Source organism: Subtercola frigoramans, from assembly GCF_016907385.1.
GTDB lineage: Bacteria > Actinomycetota > Actinomycetes > Actinomycetales > Microbacteriaceae > Subtercola > Subtercola frigoramans.
The window spans coordinates 64,123-85,649 of sequence record NZ_JAFBBU010000001.1 but is presented as its reverse complement, the minus strand read 5'-3'; the positions used below and the strand labels follow the sequence as shown (position 1 = coordinate 85,649).

The 21,527-nt window shown below is 66.2% G+C and carries 26 protein-coding genes and 1 pseudogene; 13 read left to right on the top strand and 14 right to left on the bottom strand.

Annotated elements, in window-relative coordinates; all coding sequences use genetic code 11:
• Positions 1-100: 100 nt before the first annotated feature.
• The 3 genes from JOE66_RS00450 to JOE66_RS00440 are packed head-to-tail and all read right to left on the bottom strand — an operon-like array spanning position 101 to position 1,587.
• On the bottom strand, positions 101-439 hold the full coding sequence (locus JOE66_RS00450; protein ID WP_205106208.1) for a hypothetical protein: 339 nt from the start codon (positions 437-439) through the stop codon (positions 101-103).
• A 3-nt stretch (positions 440-442) separates the two neighbouring features.
• Positions 443-1,045 (bottom strand): Asp23/Gls24 family envelope stress response protein, encoded by a 603-nt coding sequence (locus JOE66_RS00445; RefSeq protein WP_205106207.1) that lies wholly within the window; start codon positions 1,043-1,045, stop codon positions 443-445.
• The gene (locus JOE66_RS00440; RefSeq protein ID WP_239518368.1) at positions 1,042-1,587 is read right to left on the bottom strand and encodes an RNA polymerase sigma factor; all 546 of its coding nucleotides are present in this window, start codon (positions 1,585-1,587) and stop codon (positions 1,042-1,044) included. Before JOE66_RS00440 ends, JOE66_RS00445 begins: the two co-directional genes overlap by 4 nt.
• A 201-nt stretch (positions 1,588-1,788) precedes the next feature.
• Between JOE66_RS00440 and JOE66_RS00435 the strand changes: the two genes are divergently transcribed.
• From JOE66_RS00435 to JOE66_RS00410, 6 genes are all read left to right on the top strand, one after another.
• The gene (locus tag JOE66_RS00435) at positions 1,789-2,247 is read left to right on the top strand and encodes an Asp23/Gls24 family envelope stress response protein (RefSeq protein WP_205106206.1); all 459 of its coding nucleotides are present in this window, start codon (positions 1,789-1,791) and stop codon (positions 2,245-2,247) included.
• Complete coding sequence (locus tag JOE66_RS00430; protein ID WP_307826977.1) at positions 2,244-2,492, top strand: DUF2273 domain-containing protein; 249 nt, start codon at positions 2,244-2,246, stop codon at positions 2,490-2,492. Before JOE66_RS00435 ends, JOE66_RS00430 begins: the two co-directional genes overlap by 4 nt.
• Entirely contained in the window at positions 2,489-2,872 is a 384-nt protein-coding gene (locus tag JOE66_RS00425) for a hypothetical protein (RefSeq protein WP_205106205.1), read from the top strand. Before JOE66_RS00430 ends, JOE66_RS00425 begins: the two co-directional genes overlap by 4 nt.
• 5 nt (positions 2,873-2,877) lie before the next feature.
• Positions 2,878-3,579: a hypothetical protein gene (locus tag JOE66_RS00420; RefSeq protein WP_205106204.1), complete on the top strand. Its 702-nt coding sequence runs from the start codon at positions 2,878-2,880 to the stop codon at positions 3,577-3,579.
• Complete coding sequence (locus JOE66_RS00415) at positions 3,576-4,181, top strand: hypothetical protein (protein WP_205106203.1); 606 nt, start codon at positions 3,576-3,578, stop codon at positions 4,179-4,181. The genes JOE66_RS00420 and JOE66_RS00415 overlap by 4 nt, the downstream gene beginning before the upstream one ends.
• Positions 4,182-4,316: 135 nt before the next feature.
• Positions 4,317-4,490 (top strand): CsbD family protein, encoded by a 174-nt coding sequence (locus JOE66_RS00410; protein ID WP_205106202.1) that lies wholly within the window; start codon positions 4,317-4,319, stop codon positions 4,488-4,490.
• A gap of 113 nt (positions 4,491-4,603) precedes the next feature.
• Here JOE66_RS00410 and JOE66_RS00405 read toward each other — a convergent pair whose 3' ends face one another.
• The 4 genes and pseudogenes from JOE66_RS00405 to JOE66_RS00390 form a co-directional block, all read right to left on the bottom strand.
• The gene (locus JOE66_RS00405) at positions 4,604-5,827 is read right to left on the bottom strand and encodes a lactonase family protein (protein WP_239518164.1); all 1,224 of its coding nucleotides are present in this window, start codon (positions 5,825-5,827) and stop codon (positions 4,604-4,606) included.
• Positions 5,827-7,233: a M18 family aminopeptidase gene (locus JOE66_RS00400; protein ID WP_205106201.1), complete on the bottom strand. Its 1,407-nt coding sequence runs from the start codon at positions 7,231-7,233 to the stop codon at positions 5,827-5,829. Before JOE66_RS00400 ends, JOE66_RS00405 begins: the two co-directional genes overlap by 1 nt.
• Positions 7,234-7,257: 24 nt before the next feature.
• The gene (locus JOE66_RS00395) at positions 7,258-8,442 is read right to left on the bottom strand and encodes a hypothetical protein (RefSeq protein WP_205106200.1); all 1,185 of its coding nucleotides are present in this window, start codon (positions 8,440-8,442) and stop codon (positions 7,258-7,260) included.
• Between the two features lie 38 nt (positions 8,443-8,480).
• Positions 8,481-9,337: pseudogene (locus JOE66_RS00390) on the bottom strand (PhzF family phenazine biosynthesis protein).
• Between the two features lie 343 nt (positions 9,338-9,680).
• On the opposite strand from JOE66_RS00390, the gene JOE66_RS00385 reads away from it, so the two are divergent.
• On the top strand, positions 9,681-11,324 hold the full coding sequence (locus tag JOE66_RS00385; RefSeq protein ID WP_307826976.1) for an aminotransferase-like domain-containing protein: 1,644 nt from the start codon (positions 9,681-9,683) through the stop codon (positions 11,322-11,324).
• A gap of 60 nt (positions 11,325-11,384) precedes the next feature.
• On the opposite strand, the gene JOE66_RS00380 is transcribed toward JOE66_RS00385, so the two are convergent.
• Positions 11,385-12,296 carry an NADP-dependent oxidoreductase gene (locus JOE66_RS00380; protein ID WP_205106198.1) on the bottom strand — a complete coding sequence of 304 codons (912 nt, stop codon included), beginning with the start codon at positions 12,294-12,296 and terminating at the stop codon, positions 11,385-11,387.
• On the opposite strand from JOE66_RS00380, the gene JOE66_RS16970 reads away from it, so the two are divergent.
• From JOE66_RS16970 to JOE66_RS00365, 3 genes are all read left to right on the top strand, one after another.
• Complete coding sequence (locus JOE66_RS16970; protein ID WP_239518163.1) at positions 12,295-13,101, top strand: helix-turn-helix domain-containing protein; 807 nt, start codon at positions 12,295-12,297, stop codon at positions 13,099-13,101. The genes JOE66_RS00380 and JOE66_RS16970 overlap by 2 nt on opposite strands.
• A gap of 170 nt (positions 13,102-13,271) precedes the next feature.
• Complete coding sequence (locus JOE66_RS00370) at positions 13,272-14,138, top strand: SDR family oxidoreductase (protein WP_205106197.1); 867 nt, start codon at positions 13,272-13,274, stop codon at positions 14,136-14,138.
• Positions 14,139-14,307: 169 nt separating this feature from the next.
• Complete coding sequence (locus JOE66_RS00365; protein WP_205106196.1) at positions 14,308-15,093, top strand: class I SAM-dependent methyltransferase; 786 nt, start codon at positions 14,308-14,310, stop codon at positions 15,091-15,093.
• Here the strand turns inward: JOE66_RS00365 and JOE66_RS00360 are convergent.
• On the bottom strand, positions 15,086-15,337 hold the full coding sequence (locus tag JOE66_RS00360; RefSeq protein WP_239518162.1) for a hypothetical protein: 252 nt from the start codon (positions 15,335-15,337) through the stop codon (positions 15,086-15,088). The two genes, JOE66_RS00365 and JOE66_RS00360, sit on opposite strands and share 8 nt — an antisense overlap.
• Before the next feature lie 87 nt (positions 15,338-15,424).
• The gene (locus JOE66_RS00355; protein ID WP_205106195.1) at positions 15,425-15,934 is read right to left on the bottom strand and encodes a MarR family winged helix-turn-helix transcriptional regulator; all 510 of its coding nucleotides are present in this window, start codon (positions 15,932-15,934) and stop codon (positions 15,425-15,427) included.
• Positions 15,935-16,120: 186 nt separating this feature from the next.
• Between JOE66_RS00355 and JOE66_RS00350 the strand changes: the two genes are divergently transcribed.
• The gene (locus JOE66_RS00350) at positions 16,121-16,630 is read left to right on the top strand and encodes a nucleoside deaminase (RefSeq protein WP_205106194.1); all 510 of its coding nucleotides are present in this window, start codon (positions 16,121-16,123) and stop codon (positions 16,628-16,630) included.
• 102 nt (positions 16,631-16,732) lie between these two features.
• On the top strand, positions 16,733-17,014 hold the full coding sequence (locus JOE66_RS00345; RefSeq protein ID WP_205106193.1) for a hypothetical protein: 282 nt from the start codon (positions 16,733-16,735) through the stop codon (positions 17,012-17,014).
• Positions 17,015-17,102: 88 nt separating this feature from the next.
• On the opposite strand, the gene JOE66_RS00340 is transcribed toward JOE66_RS00345, so the two are convergent.
• Both JOE66_RS00340 and JOE66_RS00335 read right to left on the bottom strand, forming a co-directional pair.
• Complete coding sequence (locus JOE66_RS00340; protein ID WP_205106192.1) at positions 17,103-17,279, bottom strand: hypothetical protein; 177 nt, start codon at positions 17,277-17,279, stop codon at positions 17,103-17,105.
• A gap of 9 nt (positions 17,280-17,288) precedes the next feature.
• Positions 17,289-17,477, bottom strand: coding sequence for a PLDc N-terminal domain-containing protein (locus tag JOE66_RS00335; RefSeq protein ID WP_205106191.1), 189 nt, complete (start codon positions 17,475-17,477; stop codon positions 17,289-17,291).
• 182 nt (positions 17,478-17,659) lie between these two features.
• Between JOE66_RS00335 and JOE66_RS00330 the strand changes: the two genes are divergently transcribed.
• The gene (locus tag JOE66_RS00330; RefSeq protein ID WP_205106190.1) at positions 17,660-18,037 is read left to right on the top strand and encodes a hypothetical protein; all 378 of its coding nucleotides are present in this window, start codon (positions 17,660-17,662) and stop codon (positions 18,035-18,037) included.
• A gap of 114 nt (positions 18,038-18,151) precedes the next feature.
• Here the strand turns inward: JOE66_RS00330 and JOE66_RS00325 are convergent, their stop codons facing one another.
• Entirely contained in the window at positions 18,152-19,462 is a 1,311-nt protein-coding gene (locus JOE66_RS00325) for an MFS transporter (protein ID WP_372435500.1), read from the bottom strand.
• A gap of 289 nt (positions 19,463-19,751) precedes the next feature.
• Positions 19,752-21,227 carry an MDR family MFS transporter gene (locus JOE66_RS00320; protein WP_205111429.1) on the bottom strand — a complete coding sequence of 492 codons (1,476 nt, stop codon included), beginning with the start codon at positions 21,225-21,227 and terminating at the stop codon, positions 19,752-19,754.
• Between the last annotated feature and the right edge of the window lie 300 nt (positions 21,228-21,527).

Here is a 21,527-nt window from a genome sequence, read left to right as displayed (position 1 = left end):
GTCGTCGGCCGCCTGCGCCCCGGCGACGGGCACACGACGCAAGAGGCACGACACAGAAGCCCCAGCGCGAGTTACCCGTGACAGGCGTCCGGGGCGGAGGTCAGCCGATACGGCCGACAGTCACCGCGATCGTGGCGGGCGCGGTCTCACCCTTCAGGGTGAAGAACGAGCAGATGGAGTCGTAGACATCGCGGCACACCTCGGTCGCCGAGGCAGCCTCCTCGACCCCGATCGTGACCTTGATGACCAGGTCGGCCGTGTTGTCCGGCTTGCCCGAAACCGAGACCTCGGCCGATTCGACCTCCCGCTGGGTCACGAGTTCGACCACCCGGGAGACCAGCTCGACCGGGCCCGGCGTACTCGCATAGAGCGATTCGACCCCCGGCACTGCGCGCACGACGGCGCTGAGTTGCGAAGGGAGTGCAGTGCGATCATCCATGGGTCATTCGCTCTCGTCTGGTGTGCTCTTGATGAAGTGCACGTCGTGGATGTTCACGTCGATCGAGGCGATGGTGAGTTCGGTGTGCCGAAGCAGTTCAGCGTAGATCGCGCTGCGAACGCGGGCGGCCGCACCCTGCATCGATTCGCCCCAGAACACACTCACGTCGAGCAGAACGGTGATCGGCTCACCCGGGACACTGACGTCGCCCACCAGCTGGCACCGCCCGATGAGCACGCCGGCAACCGAGTCGCCGGCCGCACGGATGAGACCACGCACGGCCCCTTCGGTGAGACTGAGTTTGGCCGCGGGAGAGGGGTGCTGGATGGGGATCTCGCGGCCCGCCCGGGATTCCAGGCCGATGCGGTTCAGGATGCCCGAGATCCAGCTCTCGTCGCGTGACGGTTCATTCAGAGCATCGGTGTCGAGCAGCGACCCAGACACGGCGCGCAGCCGTTCGATCGCCGAGAGCGCGATCTGGCAGCCCGGCGAATTCTCGATCGAAGCGATGACCGGCAGGCGCCCGGAGTCGAGGTAGTCACTGAGCTCGTCGATGGTGTGGCCGTCGAGGTCGTCGGGCTCGAAGCCCTTGAGAATATCGCTCATCGCCACTCCTCCATCTCGCGGATGACGTTCTTTCGCGCCCGGGCCAGTAGGCCTCGAACCGTCGAGACGGGAACATCGAGCTCGCTGGCTATGTCGTCGTAACTGTAACCCGCGAGTTCTTTCAGCACCCAGCACTGCCGCTGCTCCGGCGAAAGCCGTGAGAGGGCCTCGCTGAGGGCCGCCTGTCGGGAACGGGATTCGGCGACCACCGCGGGGGCGTCGGCAGCGGGCGCCGGCTGGTCGTGATCATCGATGTCCACGTGCAGCTTGCGGGCACGGATGCGGTCGATGCTCTTGCGACTGACAATGCGCATCAGCCAGCTCTTCACAACACTGCCGTCGTTGAGATTCGGCAGCTGCTGCCACGCGGTGATGAATGACTCCTGCACAACATCGTCGGTCTCGTCGTTGTTGCCGAGCACCCGCGTGGCGTAGGCGCGCATGAGCGGGCCGTAGCGGCGAACCAGCACCTCGAAGGCGCGCACATCGCCATCTGCTGCACGGCCCACGATGGTGCGGTCGTCGGCGTCACCGAGTGGCAGCGAGTCGTGCGGTGTCTGCGCCGACTGCGACGGCTGCTCGGTCTGCAGAGACGGTCGAGGGTCTCCCACGATGCGCGCACCCCGATTCAGAACAGAACTTTTTCTCCGAGCGTGACGAATCAGCCTGTGATGCCGTCTCACTAACGACTATCGCACACCAGCACCCGCACCAGCGGGGGGCTTGAACCGAGGAGAAGTTCCATGGCAAACTCGAACACCGCACCGACCAGCGTGACCCCCACGATCGTGGCGACGCCCACGCTGTCTCCGAGCGCCGAAGTCGCCGTAGGCAAGACGGTCATCAACGACAGCGTCATCGCCAAGGTCGCCGGCATCGCTGCACGCGAAGTGGCCGGCGTTCACGCCCTCGGCGGCGGTGCGGCCCGTGCCATCGGAGCGATCCGCAACGCGATCAGCAGCACCGACCTCTCCCAGGGCATCAGCGTCGAGGTGGGCGAGACGCAGGTCGCCGTCGACGTGACAATCGTCGCCGAGTACCCGGTGCCGCTGCAGGACGTCGCTGACGGGGTTCGGCAGTCGATCATCCGGGCCATCGAAGACCTCGTGGGCATGGAGGTAACCGAGGTCAACGTGACCATCGACGACGTCTACATCCCGACCGACGACGCCAGCACCGAGACCGAGGCTCGGGTCCAGTGAGCCTCGGCAACGACAGCACGCGCCTCGGGGTTCCGGCGCCCGTGACCGCGCGAGTCTCCGCAACCCGGACCGGCATTCTTGTGGGGGCCGTTCTCGCCCTCACCTGGATCGTGCTCGGTTTCTGGGCGTTCGTCTTCGTCGTGGTGGCGATGGCTCTCGGTGCCGTGATCGGCCGCGCCCTCGACGGCAGGCTCGACATCGCGGCGCTGGTCGGGGCGTTCAGGGGCAAGCGTTCCTCGTCATGACGCCCGAACAGCAGGCTCCTGAAACCCGGGCCGGGCGCACCCAGATCTCGTCGCGGGCCCTCGACCGGGTCGTCGGCGCCGTAGCAGCAGACGCCCTCGGGGTTGCGACGAAAGCAGTGCACGTGCGGCTCGGCGATGACAAGGGCAGCCTGGCGATCGCGGTGGCCTCCCCCATCCGGGCGGTTCCCCTGGATTCGCCGGCTCGCGTGGCCCGTCCAGCGGAATCGGGCACGCAGCCTGCAGTCACCCTGGTGCAGCGCGCCGACGCTGCCCAGCACACGATCAAGCACCGAGTCGGCGTACTCACGGGCTCGGCCGTCGGCCTGGTCGAGGTTCGACTGACCGGCGTTCGGCTCGAAAACGATCGGAGAGTGGAATGACCAGCGTGACGGAGACTGAGTCCCGAACGGCCACGACCGAGTCGGCGCGACCGGTCGCTGCTCGGGCGCAGCAGCCTGGTGCACACGCCACGAACGCTCCGGATGCTGCGGTCGGCGCAGACTCCGACCCGCGGCTTTCCCGGCTGTACTCGCGGCTGCGCCGCCGCGAGTTGCACTCCCCCCGCTCCACAGCGGCGATCGCAACGGCACTGGTGGTCATCCTCGTACTCGCCTACGTCGGGACGGAGATCGTACTGCGCCTGTTCGGGCAGCCGGCCCTGCTGGCTGCGCCTTCCGCGCTTGCGGCGGGCACGGCCGACGCCGCGACATACCCGAGCGGGTTGCTGCTCGCCGGTGGCCTCATCATCGTGGTCGTCGGCCTGGCCCTGCTCGTAGTCGCCGTGTCGCCCGGGCGTCGCGCCCGGCGTGCGCTCACCTCCGCGCGTGCCGTCGTCATCGCCGACAACGAAGTTGTCGCCTCGTCGATTGCCCGGCACGCCGCTCGTGCAGCGCGAACCAGCCCTGACAACGTCACGGTGAGCGTGTCCGGCCGCACCGCGCTCGTGCACATCGTGCCGGCGTCGGGAGTTCCCGTCGACACCGCGGCAGTGCGCCGTGCCGTTGAGGAACACGTCGGTTCGCTGGCCCTGGGCACGGGCATCCGGTGCCGGGTCACCGTCGCCGAACACGGAAAGGTCGGAGCATGAACAGCACGAATCGCGTCCTCAACCGCACGCTCCTCCTCCTCGCAGGGCTTGTGCTGATCGGCGTCGGCGGCAGTGCGATTCTGCTCGCCGGCTCGCAGCCGTTTGCCGATGCGTGGCGTTCGGTCGCGCCCGCGGCCACCATAACGGTGGAGAGCTGGCTGCGCGCCACTCCTCTCGCCGCACTCGGGCACAGCTGGCTGCTGGCTGTCGCCGCCGTTCTTCTTCTCGCCGCTGCCGCCATCCTGGTGATCTTCGTGCTCCGCCAGGGCGGCGGTCACACGCGCCGACTGCTCGCTGCGCCGGCCACGATCGATGGCTCGACCCTCGTCGAAGCGGGCGTGGCCGAGCAGCTTCTCGGGCGTGCGATGGAGTCGCGGCCCGAACTGCTGTCGTCACGGGTCTCCACCTACCGTGTGCGGGGGCAGTCAGTGCTCAAGGTCTCCGTCACGTGTCGACGGGGCGTCTCACCGGCGGAAACGGCTCGCACTATCGAAAACCTGCTGGCGTCGCTCGACGAGCAGCTGGGTGCCCGCATCGCAGCGGTGATCCAGCTGAGCGGAGGATTCAGGGTTCGCGCCTCGTCGTCAACCCGCTTGCAGTGATTCGTCTCTTCGGCTGGACTTGCACCAGAGAAACAGATTTCACCTCCAGAACCCCGCACCGACGGGGAGCGACTGGACACACGACCTTCCGGCTGCGAACCCCGCGCTGGAAAATGAGGAAAGGAATAACCGACTATGGGCGCTTCAGAGAAGATCAACAACGCAGCTCAGGATCTCGCGGGCAAGGCCAAAGAGGCCGCCGGCAAGGTCACCAGCAACGATTCACTCACCGCGGAGGGCAAGGCCGACCAGGCCGGTGCCAGCGCGAAGAAGGCCGGCGAGAACGTCAAGGACGTCTTCAAGAAGTAGTGACTCCACCGGAGCGGTAACTCCACTGCATAGGGTGGTTCGGCCTGCGAGGGGCTCCGGGAGCGCATGTTCCCGGAGCCCCTCGCCAGGCCTGCACCTGCCCCTTCTGCGTTCTACGCAGGGACCAGCACGGTCGGCGCTGCGACCGACAGCCGGCCAGCAGGGCTCGGGATGCCCGTGGCGGGGTCGCGCTCGAACAGTGTTACGTCATTCGATTCGGTGTGGGCCACGAGCACGTGTGTGCCGAGAACAACATGGTGACGAGGCTTGACGCCGCCGGTCGGTACGTCGGCAACCGGATGCACGGCTCCCCGATCATCCACCGACAAGGTGCTCAGCCGATTCGACCCGCGGACTGTGACGTAGGCGAACCGCGCGTCGGCCGACAGAGAGATCTCCGCGGCCGCGTCGAACAGCTCGATCGGCGCTGAGACCGCCGACGACGTGCTGGTGATCTGCAGGAGCGGGAGCCCTGACGGGCCGTAGGCACGCACGTTCTCGGCAGGCGCGATGGTGACGACTTCCACCGAGTACTCGGTGAGAACCAGCAGCGCGCCGCTCGGGTGGAGCGCCAGGTGGCGTGGACCGCTCCAGAAGGGGAGCACGATCTCATGGTCGAGCACAAGACGAGAGCCAGGGGCCGCCTCGGGTGACACATCAGAATTCTCGGCGGTGGGGCGGTACTGCCAGACCCGCACCAGGTCGAACCCGAGGTCAGTGCTGACGACGCGGCCATCGGGGATCACGATGCTGCAGTGAGCGCGGCTGGTCCGCGGCGCGAACCCAGCCTCGGCAGCCTTCGTCGTGGTGACTGCGAGCGCTGCCTGCTCGGCGAAGGGGTCGCTGGCCGTCGCATCTTCGAAGCGTGAGACGATGGCACCCGATCCGTCGAGGTCGTAGAGCACCAGCCTGCCGTCGTTCCAGCACGAGACGACGAGGAATCGGCCCTGCGGGTCAACGGCGACATGACAGGCAGCGGAACCGGAGGGCCAGGTCTCGCCGAGGGGCTCGAGGTCGTATTCCCCGGCGCGTATATAAGCGCCGACGGTCTGTGCCTTCTCGCCGACCGCATACACGACGGGCAGCCTCGGGTGGGTCGCCAGGAAGGACGGGGAGGGGAGGGCTCTCGCTGTTCCCAGCCACTGCAGACCCGGTGCGCCTCCGCCCGATTCAGCCATGCCTATGACGTCGATGTTGACGTCGACGTAGTCGGATGCCGTGGGCACTCCGCTCTGCACCCTCAGCGCGCCGATCCCGACGCCGTCGCGACCCGCGTCGGCAGTGTAGCTTCCGACCCAGACCATGCCCTTGTCTTCACTCCCGTGGAAGGTCCGCATCACGCATTCCCCTGCTCGATCGCGTGGCGTGCCACGAATATGCTCCGCTCCGCCGGTGCGAGGAATGCCGTCAATGCCGCCGAGAGCGCCGGTGGGTCGGCCACGTGGGCCAGCTCCCGCGCGGAGTGCATCGACAGCAGGGGCACCCCGACGTCCACCGTGCTGATTCCCAGTCGAGTGGCCGTCAGTGGCCCGATCGTCGAGCCGCACGGCACGGTGTTGTTCGAGACGAACTCCTGGTAGCTGACGCCGGCATCGGCGCAGACGTCAGCCCAGAGGGCGGCACCCCGGGCATCCGTCGCGTAGCGCTGGTTGGCGTTGATCTTCAGCAGGGGGCCGCCGCCGGCGATCGGGCGATTCACCGGATCGTGCTTCTCTGGGTAGTTCGGATGCACGGCATGCCCCGCATCGGCAGAGATGCACCACGACCCGGCGTAGGCCCGGAGCCGCTGCTCGGTCGTCGCCCCCAACCCTCCCGAGATGCGCGTGAGAATGTCGTCGAGTAGTGGGCCACTTGCGCCTGAGCGCGACGCTGAGCCGAGTTCTTCGTGGTCGAAGCACGCGAGTACGCTCACGTGCCCGTCGCTTCGCCCGGGGCTGTCGGGCTCCGACAGCGAGAGCAGTGCAACCAGGCCGGCGAAGACAGAGCTGAGGTTGTCCATGCGTCCCGCAGCGAAGAGCTGGTTGTCCAGGCCGAACCTCCGGGGCGGGGCGGTGTCGGCGGTGAGGATGTCATAGCCGAGAACGTCTGAACCGTGGAGGCCAGAGTCGTGGAACGCCGTGCCCTCGAGCTCGGCCCGGGGCACGAGGCCGGCGAGGTGGTCGAGCAGGTCGGCCTGCGATAGGTCGCCGACCCCGAAGACCGGGCTGGTGTGCCGCTGGCGGTCGAGCGTGAGACCCGTATTGGCATCGCGATCGAGGTGGATGGCCAGCTGTGGGATACGCAGGAAGGCGCCGGTTCGAACGAGATGCGTGGTGCCAGCGACGGTGACGATGCGGCCGGCGAGCTCGAGTTCGCGGTCGAGCCAGGAGTTCAGCAGGGGGCCGCCGTAGACCTCGACACCGGCCTGCAGCCAACCGTTCGACGAGGTGGTGGGCTTGGGCTTCAGTTTGAAGCCGGGCGAATCGGTGTGCGTGCCGACGATGCGGAACGGTGTCGTGGGGCCGGCAGTGGCGGGCACGCTCCAGGCGACGATGGACCCGTCGCGCACCACGTAGTGCCGAGCTGGTGACCCGTCGGCGCCGTCCGCTCTGGCCTCGGGGCTCGGCCACTCCTCCCGCTCGTCGAGTTCGGTGAAGCCCGCGGCCGATAGTTGCCGGGCAACCTCTGCGACAGCGTGGTACGACGAGGGAGACGCGGTGATGAACTGGGCAAAGTCGTCGATGTAGTCGGGTTCAGCATCCATAGCCTTCAGTCAACCACCCGAAGGCTACTGCCGGAGAAACTCGAGCCCGAATGAGCGACTGTCGCCGTGATTCACGGTGTTCGACAACCAGGTTTCGAGGGTGACTCCGTCTTGTTCCGACGACGTGTACCGGTCTCTACTGGCAAGAATGTGGGGTGTCTCGCCGCGACTGTCGGCATCGACGTTCGTGAGGAACACGCTCACGCCTGGCAGGGAGTCGACGAGAACCCTGAGTGTCGACTTGAGTCCGTAGTTCCAGTCGGAGCCGGCCTGCGGGGAATAGTAGCCGCCGTCGAGACTGGCGGAGAAGGCGGCGAGCGTCTTGTCGAGGAGGGTCTGGGAGATGAGGGTCGTGAGACGCGATCCGTACCGCGCCGAATTGTAGGTCACGGCGTCCTTCAGCGGGTTGCGAGTGACCGCGAAGCCGTAGCGCGACTCGAAATCGGCACCCCAGACCTCGACCACGCTCGGGAAGGCGGTGGCGGCGAAGTAGGCGCTGTCTGAGTACTGGAAGAGCGCGGCTGAAGCGTAGTGGTCGGCGACGTCGCCCAGCCAGAACGCGGCGCTGAGCCCACCGGTGCCGGTGCCGGCGACAAGCACGGTTTCGGGCTTCGCGACCTGGCCGTACACCCAGTCGAGAGCGGCCCGGGTGTTGTTGTAGCCGTTGAAGAAGGCCGTGGCTTTCTCCCCGCTCTCCGATGTGAAGGTGCGGGTCGCATCACCGACTCCGAGGTCTCCCGTCGTTGTCGGGATGTACACCGTGGTGTAGTCCGAGAAGGGGTTGTCGGCTGTCGTTCGCAGTATGCCGCCGAAGCTGTTCACCTCGTAGAAGGGCAGGTTCGGCGAGTAGAAGTTGCCACCACCGATGATGCTCGAGGCCAGCGTGACCGGCTGGATCGCCGTGTCTCCGTTCCAGTTGAGGCCACCGTCACCGAAGAACAGCATCACCTTGTCACTGCTGCCGGGCTTGACGAAGATGGTGAAGGGTGTTCCATCGCCGTTCGCGGCGGGGGCAGCCACGACGACACTGCTCCAGGTGCCCAGTTTCGCGGCCGACAGGGTCGACACCGCTGGTGCCTGCTTCACGAGGAGCGCTGCAGCACCGAGCACCCCGCCCGCAACCAGTGCCAGGGCCGCGATGACCGCCACCACCACCGTCGGCCAGCGGCGTCGTCGGGCAGCCGTTACGTCGGGAGTCGCGGGTGTCACCGCTTCATCATTGCACGCGCGGCCGTATCTCCCGCGAGCTACAGCAACACCGTCCCCGACACGCAGGTCACCGTCTGCCCGCCGACCCAGACCTGGCCGTCGATGAGCTCGAGGTCGACCAGGCCGTCACGGCCGAGCCGGGCGCCCTGACGGGCCACGTAGTGATTCGGGGCGTGGCCGGCGCCGATCATCCATTGGGCAAGGCTGGCGTTGAGACTGCCGGTGACCGGGTCTTCACGCACCCCCACGCCACCTGCGAAGCCACGCACTTCGAATTCCGGATGCCCGGCAGTACTCGCGTGCGGGCCCACGATGCCGATCGAGCGTTCGCCCAGCGCCTCGATGTCTGGCTCCACGGCGAGCACGGCCTCGGCCGTGGCAAGCAGCAGCCCAGCCCAGCCCGGGCCGTTGTCGACCCAGTTCGAGTCGACCACATCGGCGCCCGAGATGCCGAGAGCAGCCACGATGCCTGCGAGCTCGTCGCTGTCGATCGGGCCACTCCGCAGCAGCGGGGGCGCCGCAAAAGCGAGTCGAGCCGATGCCGCATCGACACGAATCCGTACCAGGCCGACTCCGCATTCCTGAACGACGGTGCCGCTCTGACGCGGCACTCCACCCGCCTCCAGCCAGGCGTGCGCAGAACCGAGGGTCGGATGCCCGGCGAACGGCAGCTCGCTGCTGGGAGTGAAGATGCGCACCCGATAGTCGGCGCCCGCCGCGGCGCCGGCGGCGGTGGTGGCAGGAGGAAGGTCGTCTCAGAGAGATTGGTCCAGTTCGCAAATCGAGCCAGGGTCGCGTCCTCGATGCCTTCGGCGTCGAGGACCACTGCCAGGGGGTTGCCTCGATAGGCGACAGGGGTGAAGACGTCGACCTGGGTGAATGCTCTGGTTCTCATGGCTGGCTCTCTTCTTCTGGTGGTTCGCTGCTCATGACTGGTTCGCCCGCTCCGCGACGGTCGGCGGGGCATCCATGAACCCTGAACTGTGAAAGTCGTCGCGGTAGAAGCCAGAGTCACGTGTGCGAATGGGAGCATACCCGCCCTGTCGAATGGCGTGCAGGCTGGCAACGATCGCTACCAGACCAATTACGGCCAAAAGCCCGAGAAATATCATCGCCGCTCACTCCATTCGATTATTAAACAGTCCACTTGGCGCCTGATTGGCCCGTTTTGGTAGACGATGCCATCCAATTGCAGAATGTCTCTTTCGTCAACAGGCCACTTTTGGTATGCTGGCTTGGTGACCGCCCTCCGCCTCTCTGCCCGCGCACTCGAAAACCTCCTCGGTGAGTGGAGAATCGGCTCAGCCACGACCTATGTCGCGCTCGCTGATCGCATTCGCCTCCTTTCGCTCGACGGGCGGATTCCCGGGGGCAGCAGGCTCCCGGCCGAGCGCGAACTGGCCGCGAGACTCTCACTCAGTCGCAGCACGATCGGTGCCGCCTACGCCCACCTCCGCGAATCGGGTTACGTCGAGAGCATCCGCGGCTCAGGCAGCGTCACGCGCTACCAGCCCCCGGCGACGACGCACGCGGGGTTCCACATCGGGTTGGGCGACGACGTCGACGGGGACTTCGACGGGGACTTCACCGAAGGTTTCAGCTCCGAATCCGGCACCGGGTTCGCCGACGACGCCAGTGACGAGTTCGACCACATCACTGCGGCATTTGTCTCCGGCGAGGCCGATTCACTGCCGCCGACAGGCATCGACAGCCATCGTGACCGGCGGGCCGGCCAGAACGCCCCCCTGCCCGCCTTCGATTCGATGCTCAACTTCACCCAGGCGGCCCTGCCCGCCGCACGCGAAGTCAGCGAGGCCCTGCAACTCGCCGCGGGTGAGATCGGCCCGTTCCTGAAGACCACCGGCTTCGAGCCGTTCGGCCTGCCGGCGCTCCGCCAGGCGATAGCCGACCGATACGGCGAGCGCGGGCTGCCCACACACCCCGACGAGATCCTCGTGACCAGCGGCGCGCTCAGCGGCCTCAGTCTCATCGCCAGGACCCTCGTCAGCCGTGGCGACCGCGCCATCATCGAGTCCCCGACCTACCCGCACGCCGCCGATGCGCTGGCAGCGGCCGGCGCTCGGCTTGTACCCGTCGCGGTCACCGTGGGGGAGGGATGGGACGAAGACGCCTTCATCCAGGCGTTGGCTCGCACCGCCCCCACGGTGGCGTACATCATGCCCGACTTCCACAACCCCACCGGCGAGACGATGAGCAACGACTTTCGCCGCCGACTGGTCGACGCCGCCCAACGCGCAGGGACCGTGCTCATCGCCGACGAGACCACGGCCGAACTCAACATCGACCGCGCTGACAACGACTCCTTCGCTCCCCTCGCTGTCTTCGGAGACGCCATCATGCTCGGTTCGGCGGCGAAGACCCTGTGGGGCGGGCTCCGCATCGGCTGGATCCGCGCGCCCCGCACCATGATCCGCCGCCTCCTCGGCACCCGCGCGTTCACCGATATCGGCACGCCGCTGCTCGAACAACTCGCGGCAACGCACCTCATCAGGCAGACAGCGTCAATACTGCCCGAGCGCCAGAAGGTGCTGCGCGCGGGCCGCGACCTGGTGCGCGATACCCTTGCCGTCACCCTGCCCGACTGGCAGTTGCCGGTCATCTCGGGTGGCCTCTGCCTCTGGGCGAAGATGCCGCGTGCCGCAAGCTCCCAATTGGTTCTGAACCTCCGGGCCCGGGGCATCCTCATGAACGCCGGCCCCCGCTTCGGCATCGACGGGGCCTTCGAGCGGTTCCTGCGCATTCCGACGAGCTACTCGCCCGCCGATACGCACCGCGCTCTGGATGCCCTGCAGCACACCTGGCACGACCTGAATGGTCGCCCGCTCGCCCCGGAGCTGCCCTCCTTCGCCGAGATGGTCTGACCGCAGCATCCTGACCGGGTGGCAGTCATGCGCTGCGCGAGCCAGTCGGTCGGCGCGGGGTCAGAGGTCGAGCAGCACTTTGCCGCGTCGGCCGCCCGCAGCGACGGCATCTTGGGCTTCGGCCGCATCGGCGAGGGCAAAGTGCCGCGCGACCGGCAGCACGAGCGCACCCGCGACGACGAGCGCCGCTACCTCGTCCAGCACAGCTGCACTCTGATCTTTCGCAGATCCCGATGAGAAGGTGACACCCAGCGCGTAGGCGGCAGGATCGGCCAGCGTCACAACGCGATCCGTGCCGCCCACGAGTTCGATCGAGCCGGGCAGCACTCCGGCGCCCGCGGCGTCGAGCACGGCATCGACCCCGTCGGGAGCGAGCTCACGCACGCGTTCGAACACACCCTCGCCGTAGAGCACCGGGTGCGCGCCGAGGTGCCGCAGGGCATCCACGTCGCGCGAGCTGCAGGTCGCAATCACGGTGACGTCGGCGCGAACGGCCAGTTGCACGGCGAGCGAGCCGACGACGCCCGCTCCGCCGTGGATGAGCAGCGTCTCGTGCGGCACCAGGTGCAGAAGGCCGAGCCCGCGGGTTGCCGCGTCTGCTGCGACCGGCAAGGATGCCGCGGCCTCCCAGTGCAGCGCGTGCGGCTTCTTCGCCACCACCCGGGCCGCCGCGAACTCGGCGTACGAGCCGCTCGTCGCCCAACCGAACACCTCGTCGCCGACTTCGATGCCGGAGACCTCCGCACCGAGCTGTTCGACGGTACCCGCCATCTCACTACCGGGCACAAGCGGGAAGGTCGGGTGGATGACCTTCTGCATGCTGCCGGAGCGCAGCTTGAGGTCGAAGGGGTTCACAGCCGCGAGCCGCACTCGAACGAGTACTTCGTCGGGCGCGATGCCCGGAACCGGGCGATCGTCGGTCAGACGCAGAACATCGGTGCCGCCGTAGGTGTCGAAGGAGATGGCTCTCATGGCAGACACCCTACTCGCCCGGCGATCGTCACCGTCAGCGAGCCGCACGACCGGTTCAGCGAAATCCAAGTGCGGTGGCTGGACCGCGACTGCCCTCCGCATCGGAATCGATTTTACAGGGAGGGCAGCGTACATTGGCCGAGGGAGTACTCTCCTCACCGATACGCGAACGGACGAACCCACACCCGTGCCCCTCCTCAACGAACGAGCCACCAGCGCGCTCGACCAGGCCAGCGCACAGCGCCTCACCGTTGCGCTTCAGACCGAGGCGAACGCCGCGCGCGGCCGCCGCGTCAAGGCGGCTCCGGCCGAGGCTCCGAACCGCGACGCGACGACCCCACCCCCTCCGGCTCGAACCACCGAACCGCGCCGGGCGAAAGGCACTGCCGCGCCGACGATCATGGTGGATGATCGCACTCTCCCCGTCACGCCCGAAGTGGTCGAAGCGGTTCTCGACCTCCTGCGCCGGTTCGCCGAGGGGCACGCTGTGGTTGTCGCCTCGACCGACTCGCTCCTGACGACTTCGCAGGCAGCGGAGCTGATCGGCATTTCGGCGACGTACCTGTTGCGTCTGGCAAATGAGGGCGTCATCCCCGTCGAGTACCGCGGAACCCATCGCCGCTTTGCCCTGGCCGATGCAACGGCGTACCTCGAGAAGTCCCGCGCCGCCAAGGCCGAACGCGCTGCGTCTTCACCGTCTGCGCCCGATGCGACCTCAGATCTGGACGCGACCGCCGAAGCGAAGTCACCAGCCGACCCGAAGACGCCCGGCACGCGAAGCAAACGCGCTCGCACCGCAGGCTGAGCCTGGGCCCGGCTCAACCCCCTCCCGACGCACGGCCTGTCCAACCCCGCGACGATGTCGCCTCTCTGTCGAGCGGTCGGGAAGTACTCGGGCGGCTGCGCGGTTGACCCGTGCGAGGTGCCCGAAATATCGGCACCGCACCCTCGTCAGCGTCACCCGAAAGGAACGTCATGTCAATCGTCGTCACCGGAGCCACCGGCCACCTCGGCCGTCTCATCGTCGAAAGTCTGCTCGCACGTGGTGTTGCGCCGGGCGACATCATCGCCGCCGGGCGCAATGCAGAGAGATTGGATGCCCTGCAGCAGCTCGGCGTTCGCACCGCCGTCATCGACTTCTCTGACCCGTCGTCTCTCGCTGCAGCGTTCGAGGGCGCAGACACACTCGTCCTGGTGTCGGGCAGCGAGGTCGGGCAGCGTGTCACCCAGCACTCCAACGCCATCGATGCGGCGAAGGCTCCCGGAGTCACCCGAATCGTCTACACGAGCGCCCCGCGCGCAACCACCAGCGCGCTGATTCTCGCCCCCGAGCACAAGGCCACCGAGGAGTACCTCCGGGCATCCGGAATCGACTTCACGATTCTTCGAAACAACTGGTACAACGAGAACTACACCGGTGGCCTCGGCCAGATCGCCGAAACGGGCATCTACCTGGCAAGCACCGGCGAGGGTCGGGTGGCGAGCGCCTCACGTGCCGACTACGCCGAAGCCATCGGTGCTGTGCTCACAGCGGAGAACCCCGCAGAGCACGTGAACGCCACGTACGAGCTCTCTGGTGACGTCGCCTGGAACGGAAGCGAATTCGCCGTGACACTGAGCGACGTGCTCGGCCGCGAGGTCACGTATTCGTCAGTGACCACTGAGGGGCATGCCGCAGCCCTGCGCGCCGCAGGCCTCGACGAAGGAACCATCGGCTTCGTGACCGCTCTCGATGCGAACATCGCAGACGGCCTCCTCGACAAGTCCTCCGACGACCTGTCACGCCTGATCGGCCGGCCCACCACCCCCGTCGGCGTCACGCTGGCTGCCAGCTGTAGCTGACCTGACGGCGCGGTGTGAGCGTCGGAAGCCGAATGCGGGCTGACGCTCACACCGCACCTCTCCCTAGACTGAAACCAGAGACAGAAAGCACAAACTCGAACCACCCCGGATGCCGCCACCGCGCGACCCTTCGGCCCCCCAACCCTTACCCCACAGACAGGTCCCCGCAATGACGCGTCGCGACCCGACACACGCTCTCTCGTTCGGCAGGGCTGTCGGCGACTATGACCGTGGCCGCCCCCGCTACCCCGATGCCGCTGTCGACTGGGTGCTGGCCCAGACCCTCGGCAGACTCGGGCCCGCTCACGCCGCCGCCGGCCCCCTCGATGCGCTCGACGTCGGCGCCGGGACCGGCAAGTTCACGGCCTCCCTCCTCGAGAGGGGCCTCAACGTCACAGCCGTGGAACCCGATCCAGTCATGCGCACCCGGCTCACCGACACTTTCGGCAGCAGCTACGGCACAGCCCTTTCGGCAGTCGACGGCACTGCAGAGGCTCTGCCCGTGGCTGCGGCGTGCGCCGACCTCGTGACCTTCGCCCAGTCCTGGCACTGGGTTGACGTCACCCGCGCGTCGGCCGAGGCTTCCCGAGTGCTGCGACCCGGCGGCACCCTCGCCCTGGTCTGGAACATCCGCGACGATTCCGCCGAGTGGGTCGCCGAGCTCGGCGCAATCATGGGCACCTCGTCGGCCGAGCGCTTCGACAGCATCAGCCCACCCGTAGGGGCCCCGCTGCACACGTACGCCCACGCAGACTTCTACTGGGACAACACCATCACCCGCGAATCACTCCTGGCCATGGTCACCTCGCGCAGCTACGTGATCGCCCTGCAACCCGACGCGCGCGGCGAAATGCTCCGGATGATCGAACTGCTGCTCGACGAACACCCCCACCTGGCCGGCCGAACCTCGTACCTGTTGCCGTACGTGACGCGGGTGACCCTGGTCGCTAGCTGAAGCGCTTCTTCGCTTTCTTCGAAGCCCTGTTTGCAGCCTTCTCAGCTGCCTTCGTGGCGTCGGCAGTGGCCTGCTTCGCCGCCTTCACAGCACGAACACGGGCCTTCTTCACCTGGGGGTCATTCCAGAAGCTGGTCGCCGTTGCAGCGATCTCCTTGTAACGGGTCTTGCCCGCCTTGGCGCCGAGAACATACGCCGCGAAACCCAGTGACGCGATGAACAGGAAGCACAGAATTTTTTTCAACGATCTCTCCACATCTGACGAAGCCGATTCTTCACTTCTATCATGGCCGGTCGGGTGAAAGCGCGGGGGGCCTTGACGGCGAACGGCTCAGGCACCACCGGAGAGCTCCGCCAGGAAGCGCCCCTCGGGGTCGAGGCGGCCGAGCATGAGCGTCATGATGCGATCAAGACTGGCCACGTCATCCTGGCCGAGGGGAGCGATTGCATTCTGAAGGACCGTGGCGACGTGACCCGGCGCGGTGGCGACGACCTTCTGCCACCCCTCCTCCGTCAGCACCGCGTTGGTGGCGCGCCTGTCTTCGGCGCAGGGAGTGCGCGCCACGTACCCGCGTTTCTCGAGCCGCGAGACGACGTGCGAGAGTCTCGGCAGCGTGGCGTTGGTCGCCGAAGCGAGCGCCGTCATCCGCAGGGTCCGCAGGGGAGCCTCCGACAGCATCGCTAGGGTGAAGTACTCGAAATGCGTGAGGTCTGCATCACGCTGCAATTGCGTGTCGAGAACACCGGGCAGCAGCTCGACGACCGCGATGAACTTCACCCAGGCCTGCAGCTCGTCAGCGGTCAGCCAGCGCCGTTCAGACGTCGATGTGAGTTCACCCATGAACCCATTCTAGGCCAATACTTGACGCAACAACTGTTCGAAACTGCCTTAGTTGTCGCAACAAGCACTTGCTTCTCGCCGGAGGGCATCGGAGTGGGAGCCGGCCCGCGCCAGGTACCCCGGCGAAATGGCTACGCTGGGTGAAAGACCGATTATCCTTCATCTCACGATTGTGAACCCACAGCCATGACTGATTTTCTGCAGCCCAGCGCATCATCAGCCCTCACGCAGGCCGATCTCGATCGGCTCCGTGATGCGATCGAGGTGTCGAAGCGCTCTGTTCGAAGCGGCAACCACCCGTTCGGGGCCGTTCTGGTCGACGCATCCGGTGCCGTCGTCCTCGAAGCAGAGAACTCGGTCGTGACGAGTAACGACTGCACAGGCCACGCCGAGACCAACCTCGTTCGCGCTGCGTGGAAGGCCTTCGGCCCCGAGGCTCTCGGCTCGTACTCGCTCTACACAAGCTGCGAGCCGTGCGCAATGTGCTCAGGTGCCATCTACTGGTCGGGGATCAACCGCATGGTCTTCGCAATGTCAGAAGCCGAGCTGGGCGAACTCACCGGCGACCACGCCGAGAATCCCACCATGTCACTGACCAGCGAGATCGTGCTGAACAGCGGCCAGCGGCGCATCACTGTGCTCGGCCCGGCTCTGAGCAGCGAAGCGCTCGTGGCCCACGACGGCTTCTGGGCATGACGGCTGGCCGGGAGACGAGCCTCACCCCACGCAGTCGAGCGCTCGAGGTGATCCCGTGAATCCACGCCCGAGACGAGCGATCTTTCGAAGGAGCAGAGCCTGATGGACCCGACGCGGCGCCTGATGTTCTGGCTGAAGATCCCGTATGCCGCCGACGCGGCCCTGGTGGTCATCGGCATCGCCCTGATAGCGGGCGGCCAGCCCGTCGGCTGGTGGGTACTGGTGTTCGCTGCGGTGCGTGCTGTTGTCGGCACCATCGCCCTCGTCTGGGTCGCACCCCGGATGATCGCCCGGCGCCGACCGGAGGGCCCTCCGCCCAGCAGCCCCCGCGACTCCGAGCCGCCCGGCGGCCGAGCGGGTGAAACTCCGTCGGAGCCGGTCTGAACCGGCTCCGTTCCAGCGGCGCAGTCGTGCCCGACGCAGCTTGCCGGCGCAGTCGTGTCCGACGCGGTCTCGGCCGATGCGGCCTGAGCTACTCGAGTCCCTCGACGTCGACAGTGGCGTGCGACTCGTGGTCGGCGGCTGATCGCAGCAGGTACGACGGTGTCGGCTCGTTCTCAAAGCCCTCCACGGCGCCAGAGACGACGAATGGCGGGCGCGAAGCCGACAGCTCAGAAGCTGCGTTGTGGGGGGTGGGGTTGTTCAGCATGCAGAAATCCTAGCGGCCGACGCGGCCTCGGCCGAAAATCAGCCAGAGAATCGTACCGACCACGCTCAGGAAGAAGGCGACCAGGATCCAAACGAACTTGCCCAGCGCACCATGGTTCGGGTTTCGCACGATCGACACGATCGTCGCGACGAAGATGATCAGATACAGAATGCTGAGCAGAAAGCTGATCGGTTCCATGAAGATATCCCCTTGTCGTGGCGCGCGCGGATCGGTCGATTGCCAGCATAGTGGCCAACACAGACGGGCCTCAGGGGCAGCCATCGGGCACACTCCGCAGCCTGGCCGCACACTCCACCGTGCGCAGGCTCTAGTCTTAACACAGCGCTGGGCACAAAGCGACGAACGAGGAGTCAGAGTTCATGTCAGACAACATCATCGACAGGTCCCCCGGAAAGGCGCTTCCGCGCCCGATCGCCGTCTTCACGACCGTGCTCATGTGGGCCGTCGCGATCGTGCTCTGGAGCATCTCACCACTCGTGACCGACTCCGCTGCAAACAACTTCGTCATCGACACTGCGCTGGTTCTCGCCTCGGTCGGCTTCTCGATGCTCTTCATCGACTGGGTGCGCACGGCCGTGAGGGCGCTCTTCTTCGGCGTCATCGCCATCGCCCTCTTCGCGATCGTCGACCTCAACGAGATTCTCGTCTTCACCTATACGCTGCGGATGATCGTTCCGCTGTTTGCGCTCTACACCCCGGTCAACCGCATCTCCGCGAACTTCCGCATCTTCGCGTAGACGCGATCGCGGGCGTTCGCCTTCACCTACCACCGCCTGCACCGAGCCGCGACAGATGAGCCCGGCCGTTCCACGTGGAACGGCCGGGCTCTCTGTTCTTCCTCGTTGTGCGTTCTAGACGTCTGCCGTCTCGAGGTTGTGCTTGCGGGCATCTTCGGCGTCAATCTCCCGGAGAGAGGCGCCCTTGGTCTCGCGCAGCGTGAGAACCGTGATGCCCGTGATGATGCAGGCGATCACGATGTAGATCGCCACCGGCACCCAGGAGTGGTACTGCTGGAGCAGCGCCGTCGCGATAATCGGAGCCAGCGACCCGGCAAGGATCGACGTCAGCTGGTAGCCGAGAGAGACGCCGGAGTAACGCATGCGGGTCGGGAACATCTCGGCCATGATCGCCGGCTGGCCGGCGTACATCAGGGCGTGGAAGCAGAGCCCGATCGTCACCGCGAAGACGATGATCGCCGGGTTCTGCGTGTCGAACATCGGGAAGGCGAAGAACGCCCAGGTGGCTCCGAGCACGGCACCGGCGAAGTACACCGGCTTGCGGCCGATCCGGTCAGCGAGGCGCCCGACCTGCGGGATCACGGCGAAGTGCACGGCGTGGGCGATGAGCAGGGCGAGCAGCAACTGGCTCGTGTTGTACTTGTGCACGGCCACGAGGTAGACGATCGTGAAGCTCACGATGATGTAGTAGAGGATGTTCTCGGCAAAACGCAGTCCCATGGCCTGCAGCACGCCCTTGGGGTACTTGCGAACGACCTCCTTGACACCATAGCTGGCCGTCTTCTCAGCCTCGGCCTTGGCACGTGCCTCGAGAAAGATCGGGGCTTCAGTGACGTGTGTACGAATGTAGTAGCCGACGAACACGATCACAGCCGAGAGCCAGAAGGCCACGCGCCAGCCCCAGCTGAGGAACTGGTCGCCGGGCAGGATCCACGACATGATCAGCAGCACCAGGGTTGCCAGGAGGTTCCCGACCGGGACTGCGGCCTGCGGCCAGCTCGACCAGAAGGCACGCGACTTGTCGGGGCTGTGCTCTGCGACCAGCAGCACGGCGCCTCCCCATTCCCCACCGATCGCGAAGCCCTGCACGAACCGCAGCACGACGAGCATGGCCGGTGCCCAGTACCCGACGTTGTTGAAGCCGGGAAGGCAGCCCATCAGGAAGGTCGAGACTCCGATCAGGATGATCGTCGCCTGCAGGGTCTGCTTGCGGCCGAGTTTGTCGCCGATCTGGCCGAACACGATCCCGCCGAGCGGGCGGGCGATGAACCCGACGGCGTAGGTGATGAACGCTGCGATGATGCCGTCGAGCGGAGTGTTCGCATTCGGGAAGAAGAACTTTCCGAACACCAGGCTTGCTGCTGTGGCATAGAGGAAGAACTCATACCATTCGACGACGGTGCCCACCATCGAAGCGGCGACGATCTTCTTGAGACCTGCTACGGCCGTTGGAGTGGGCTTGCCGGGGTCGCTTGCGCCCTGGGAGTAGGGGTCGGGGCCGGAAGTGTTGATGCGGGAGTCAGCGCTCACGATTGAGTCTCCTTCTGTGTCGTCAGTGACACCTGGTTTGTGAAGCCAGCAGTGCGTCGTACCGCACATTGCGGCTGCACTGAGTATTCGCGCACATCAAAAGCATCGCAATGCCCGATTGCGCACAGTTCGTCTGCAAAGTTGCAGACTTCGAGGAGAGTTCAGATCGACAGCACGCTCATCTTCAGTGGGAGATGCCTGCCATCTCACCACCGCCGATGTTGTCGGCCGGCTTCCGCACGAAGAACGAGACCACCACGGCCGCGAGGGAGATGACCGCACCCACGAAGAATGCGGCCCGGATACCGTCTGTCTGTGCCAGCACCGGATCCACGCCGGTGGCGATCAGCGAGGCGGCGTGCGTCGCCATGATCGTCACGAAGAGCGCCGTGCCCGCGGCACCGGCAACCTGTTGCACCGTGCCGACCACGGCGGATCCGTGGGAGTACAGTGCTGGCTTCAGCGACCCGAGGCTCGCCGTGAAGAGCGGGGTGAACATCAGCGCGAGACCGATACTCAGCACGATGTGGGCAATGAGGATCATCCATACCGGCGTCGTCGACGTCACCTGCGTCAGCACCCACAGCACTACGCTGACGATGATCGCCCCCGGCACAAGCAGTACCCCCGGGCCCCGCCTGTCGTAGATGCGGCCGACGAACGGTGCAAGCACTCCCATGATCAAACCGCCCGGCAGAAGCAGCAGTCCGGTCGCCAGGGTATCGAGGCCGAGCACGTTCTGCAGGTAGAGCGGAAGCAGGATGAGGGTTCCGAACAGAGCCATCATGCTGATCGCGAACATCACGATCGAGAGGGTGAAGTTCTTCGAAGTGAAGGTACGCAGATCGAGCAGGGCGCGGTCGGAGCGCTGCAGGGCGAGCTGCCGCAGGATGAACGCCGCAAGGCCCGCGATGCCGACGGCCAGGGGAACCCAGTTGGGAAGCACACCGAGTTGCGTTCCTCCGCCGATCGTTGTGAGGCCATAGACCAGGCCACCGAACCCGATGGCCGAGAGGATCACCGAGAACACGTCGAACGGCACCCGACGCGGTGTGGTCACATTCGGAATGCGGAGAGCCCCCAGCACCAGCGCCGCAAGGGCGATCGGCAGGACGAGCCAGAACATCCAGCGCCAGTCGAGCACGCTCAGGATGAGCCCGGAGATCGTCGGGCCGATGGCCGGAGCCACCGAGATCACGATGGAGATGTTGCCCATCGTGCGCCCTCTCGACGCAGGTGGCACCAGAGTCATGACGGTGGTCATGAGCAGGGGCATCATGATCGCCGTGCCACAGGCCTGGATGACCCGGCCGACCAGCAGGATCTCGAACCCAGCCGCGGTCGCCGAGATGAGCGTGCCGAGGCTGAAGAACGTCATCGCCGCAATGAAGACCGGCCGCGTATTGAAACGCTGGAGCAGGAAGCCCGTGATCGGGATGACGACAGCCATCGTCAGCATGAAGGCAGTCGTGAGCCACTGGGCCGACTCGGCGGGGATGCTGAGGCTCGACATGAGCCGCGGGAGCGCGACGCTCATGATGGTCTCGTTCAGGATGACGACGAACGCGCTCACAAGCAGAATGCCGATGACCAGGCGATTGCGCGCGTCGATCCTCGTGTCGGCGTCGGCCTGGGACTCACCCGCGTTGCGGGCGTTCAGAGAAGACCCGCCCGTGGGTTCCGAGGCTGTGCGAAATCCATCGGCCGTCACGACGGGGATCTCCGAGGCGATCGACGTGTCGGGGGCAGTGTTCTCTGACACCTGGGCTCCTGTCGGTTGAGGCTGAAACGAGTCGAACTGTGGCGCGCACGAATCCCCACGTTCACCACAAGCCGACGTGACTGTCACATATTCCGAGGCGACGGCCGTAACCCGTCGTCACCATATGTGTACGATGTTCACATTACCTCGTGGTCACGCTCCTGCACAGAGCAGAAGCAGAGAACAGCAGCATGAGCG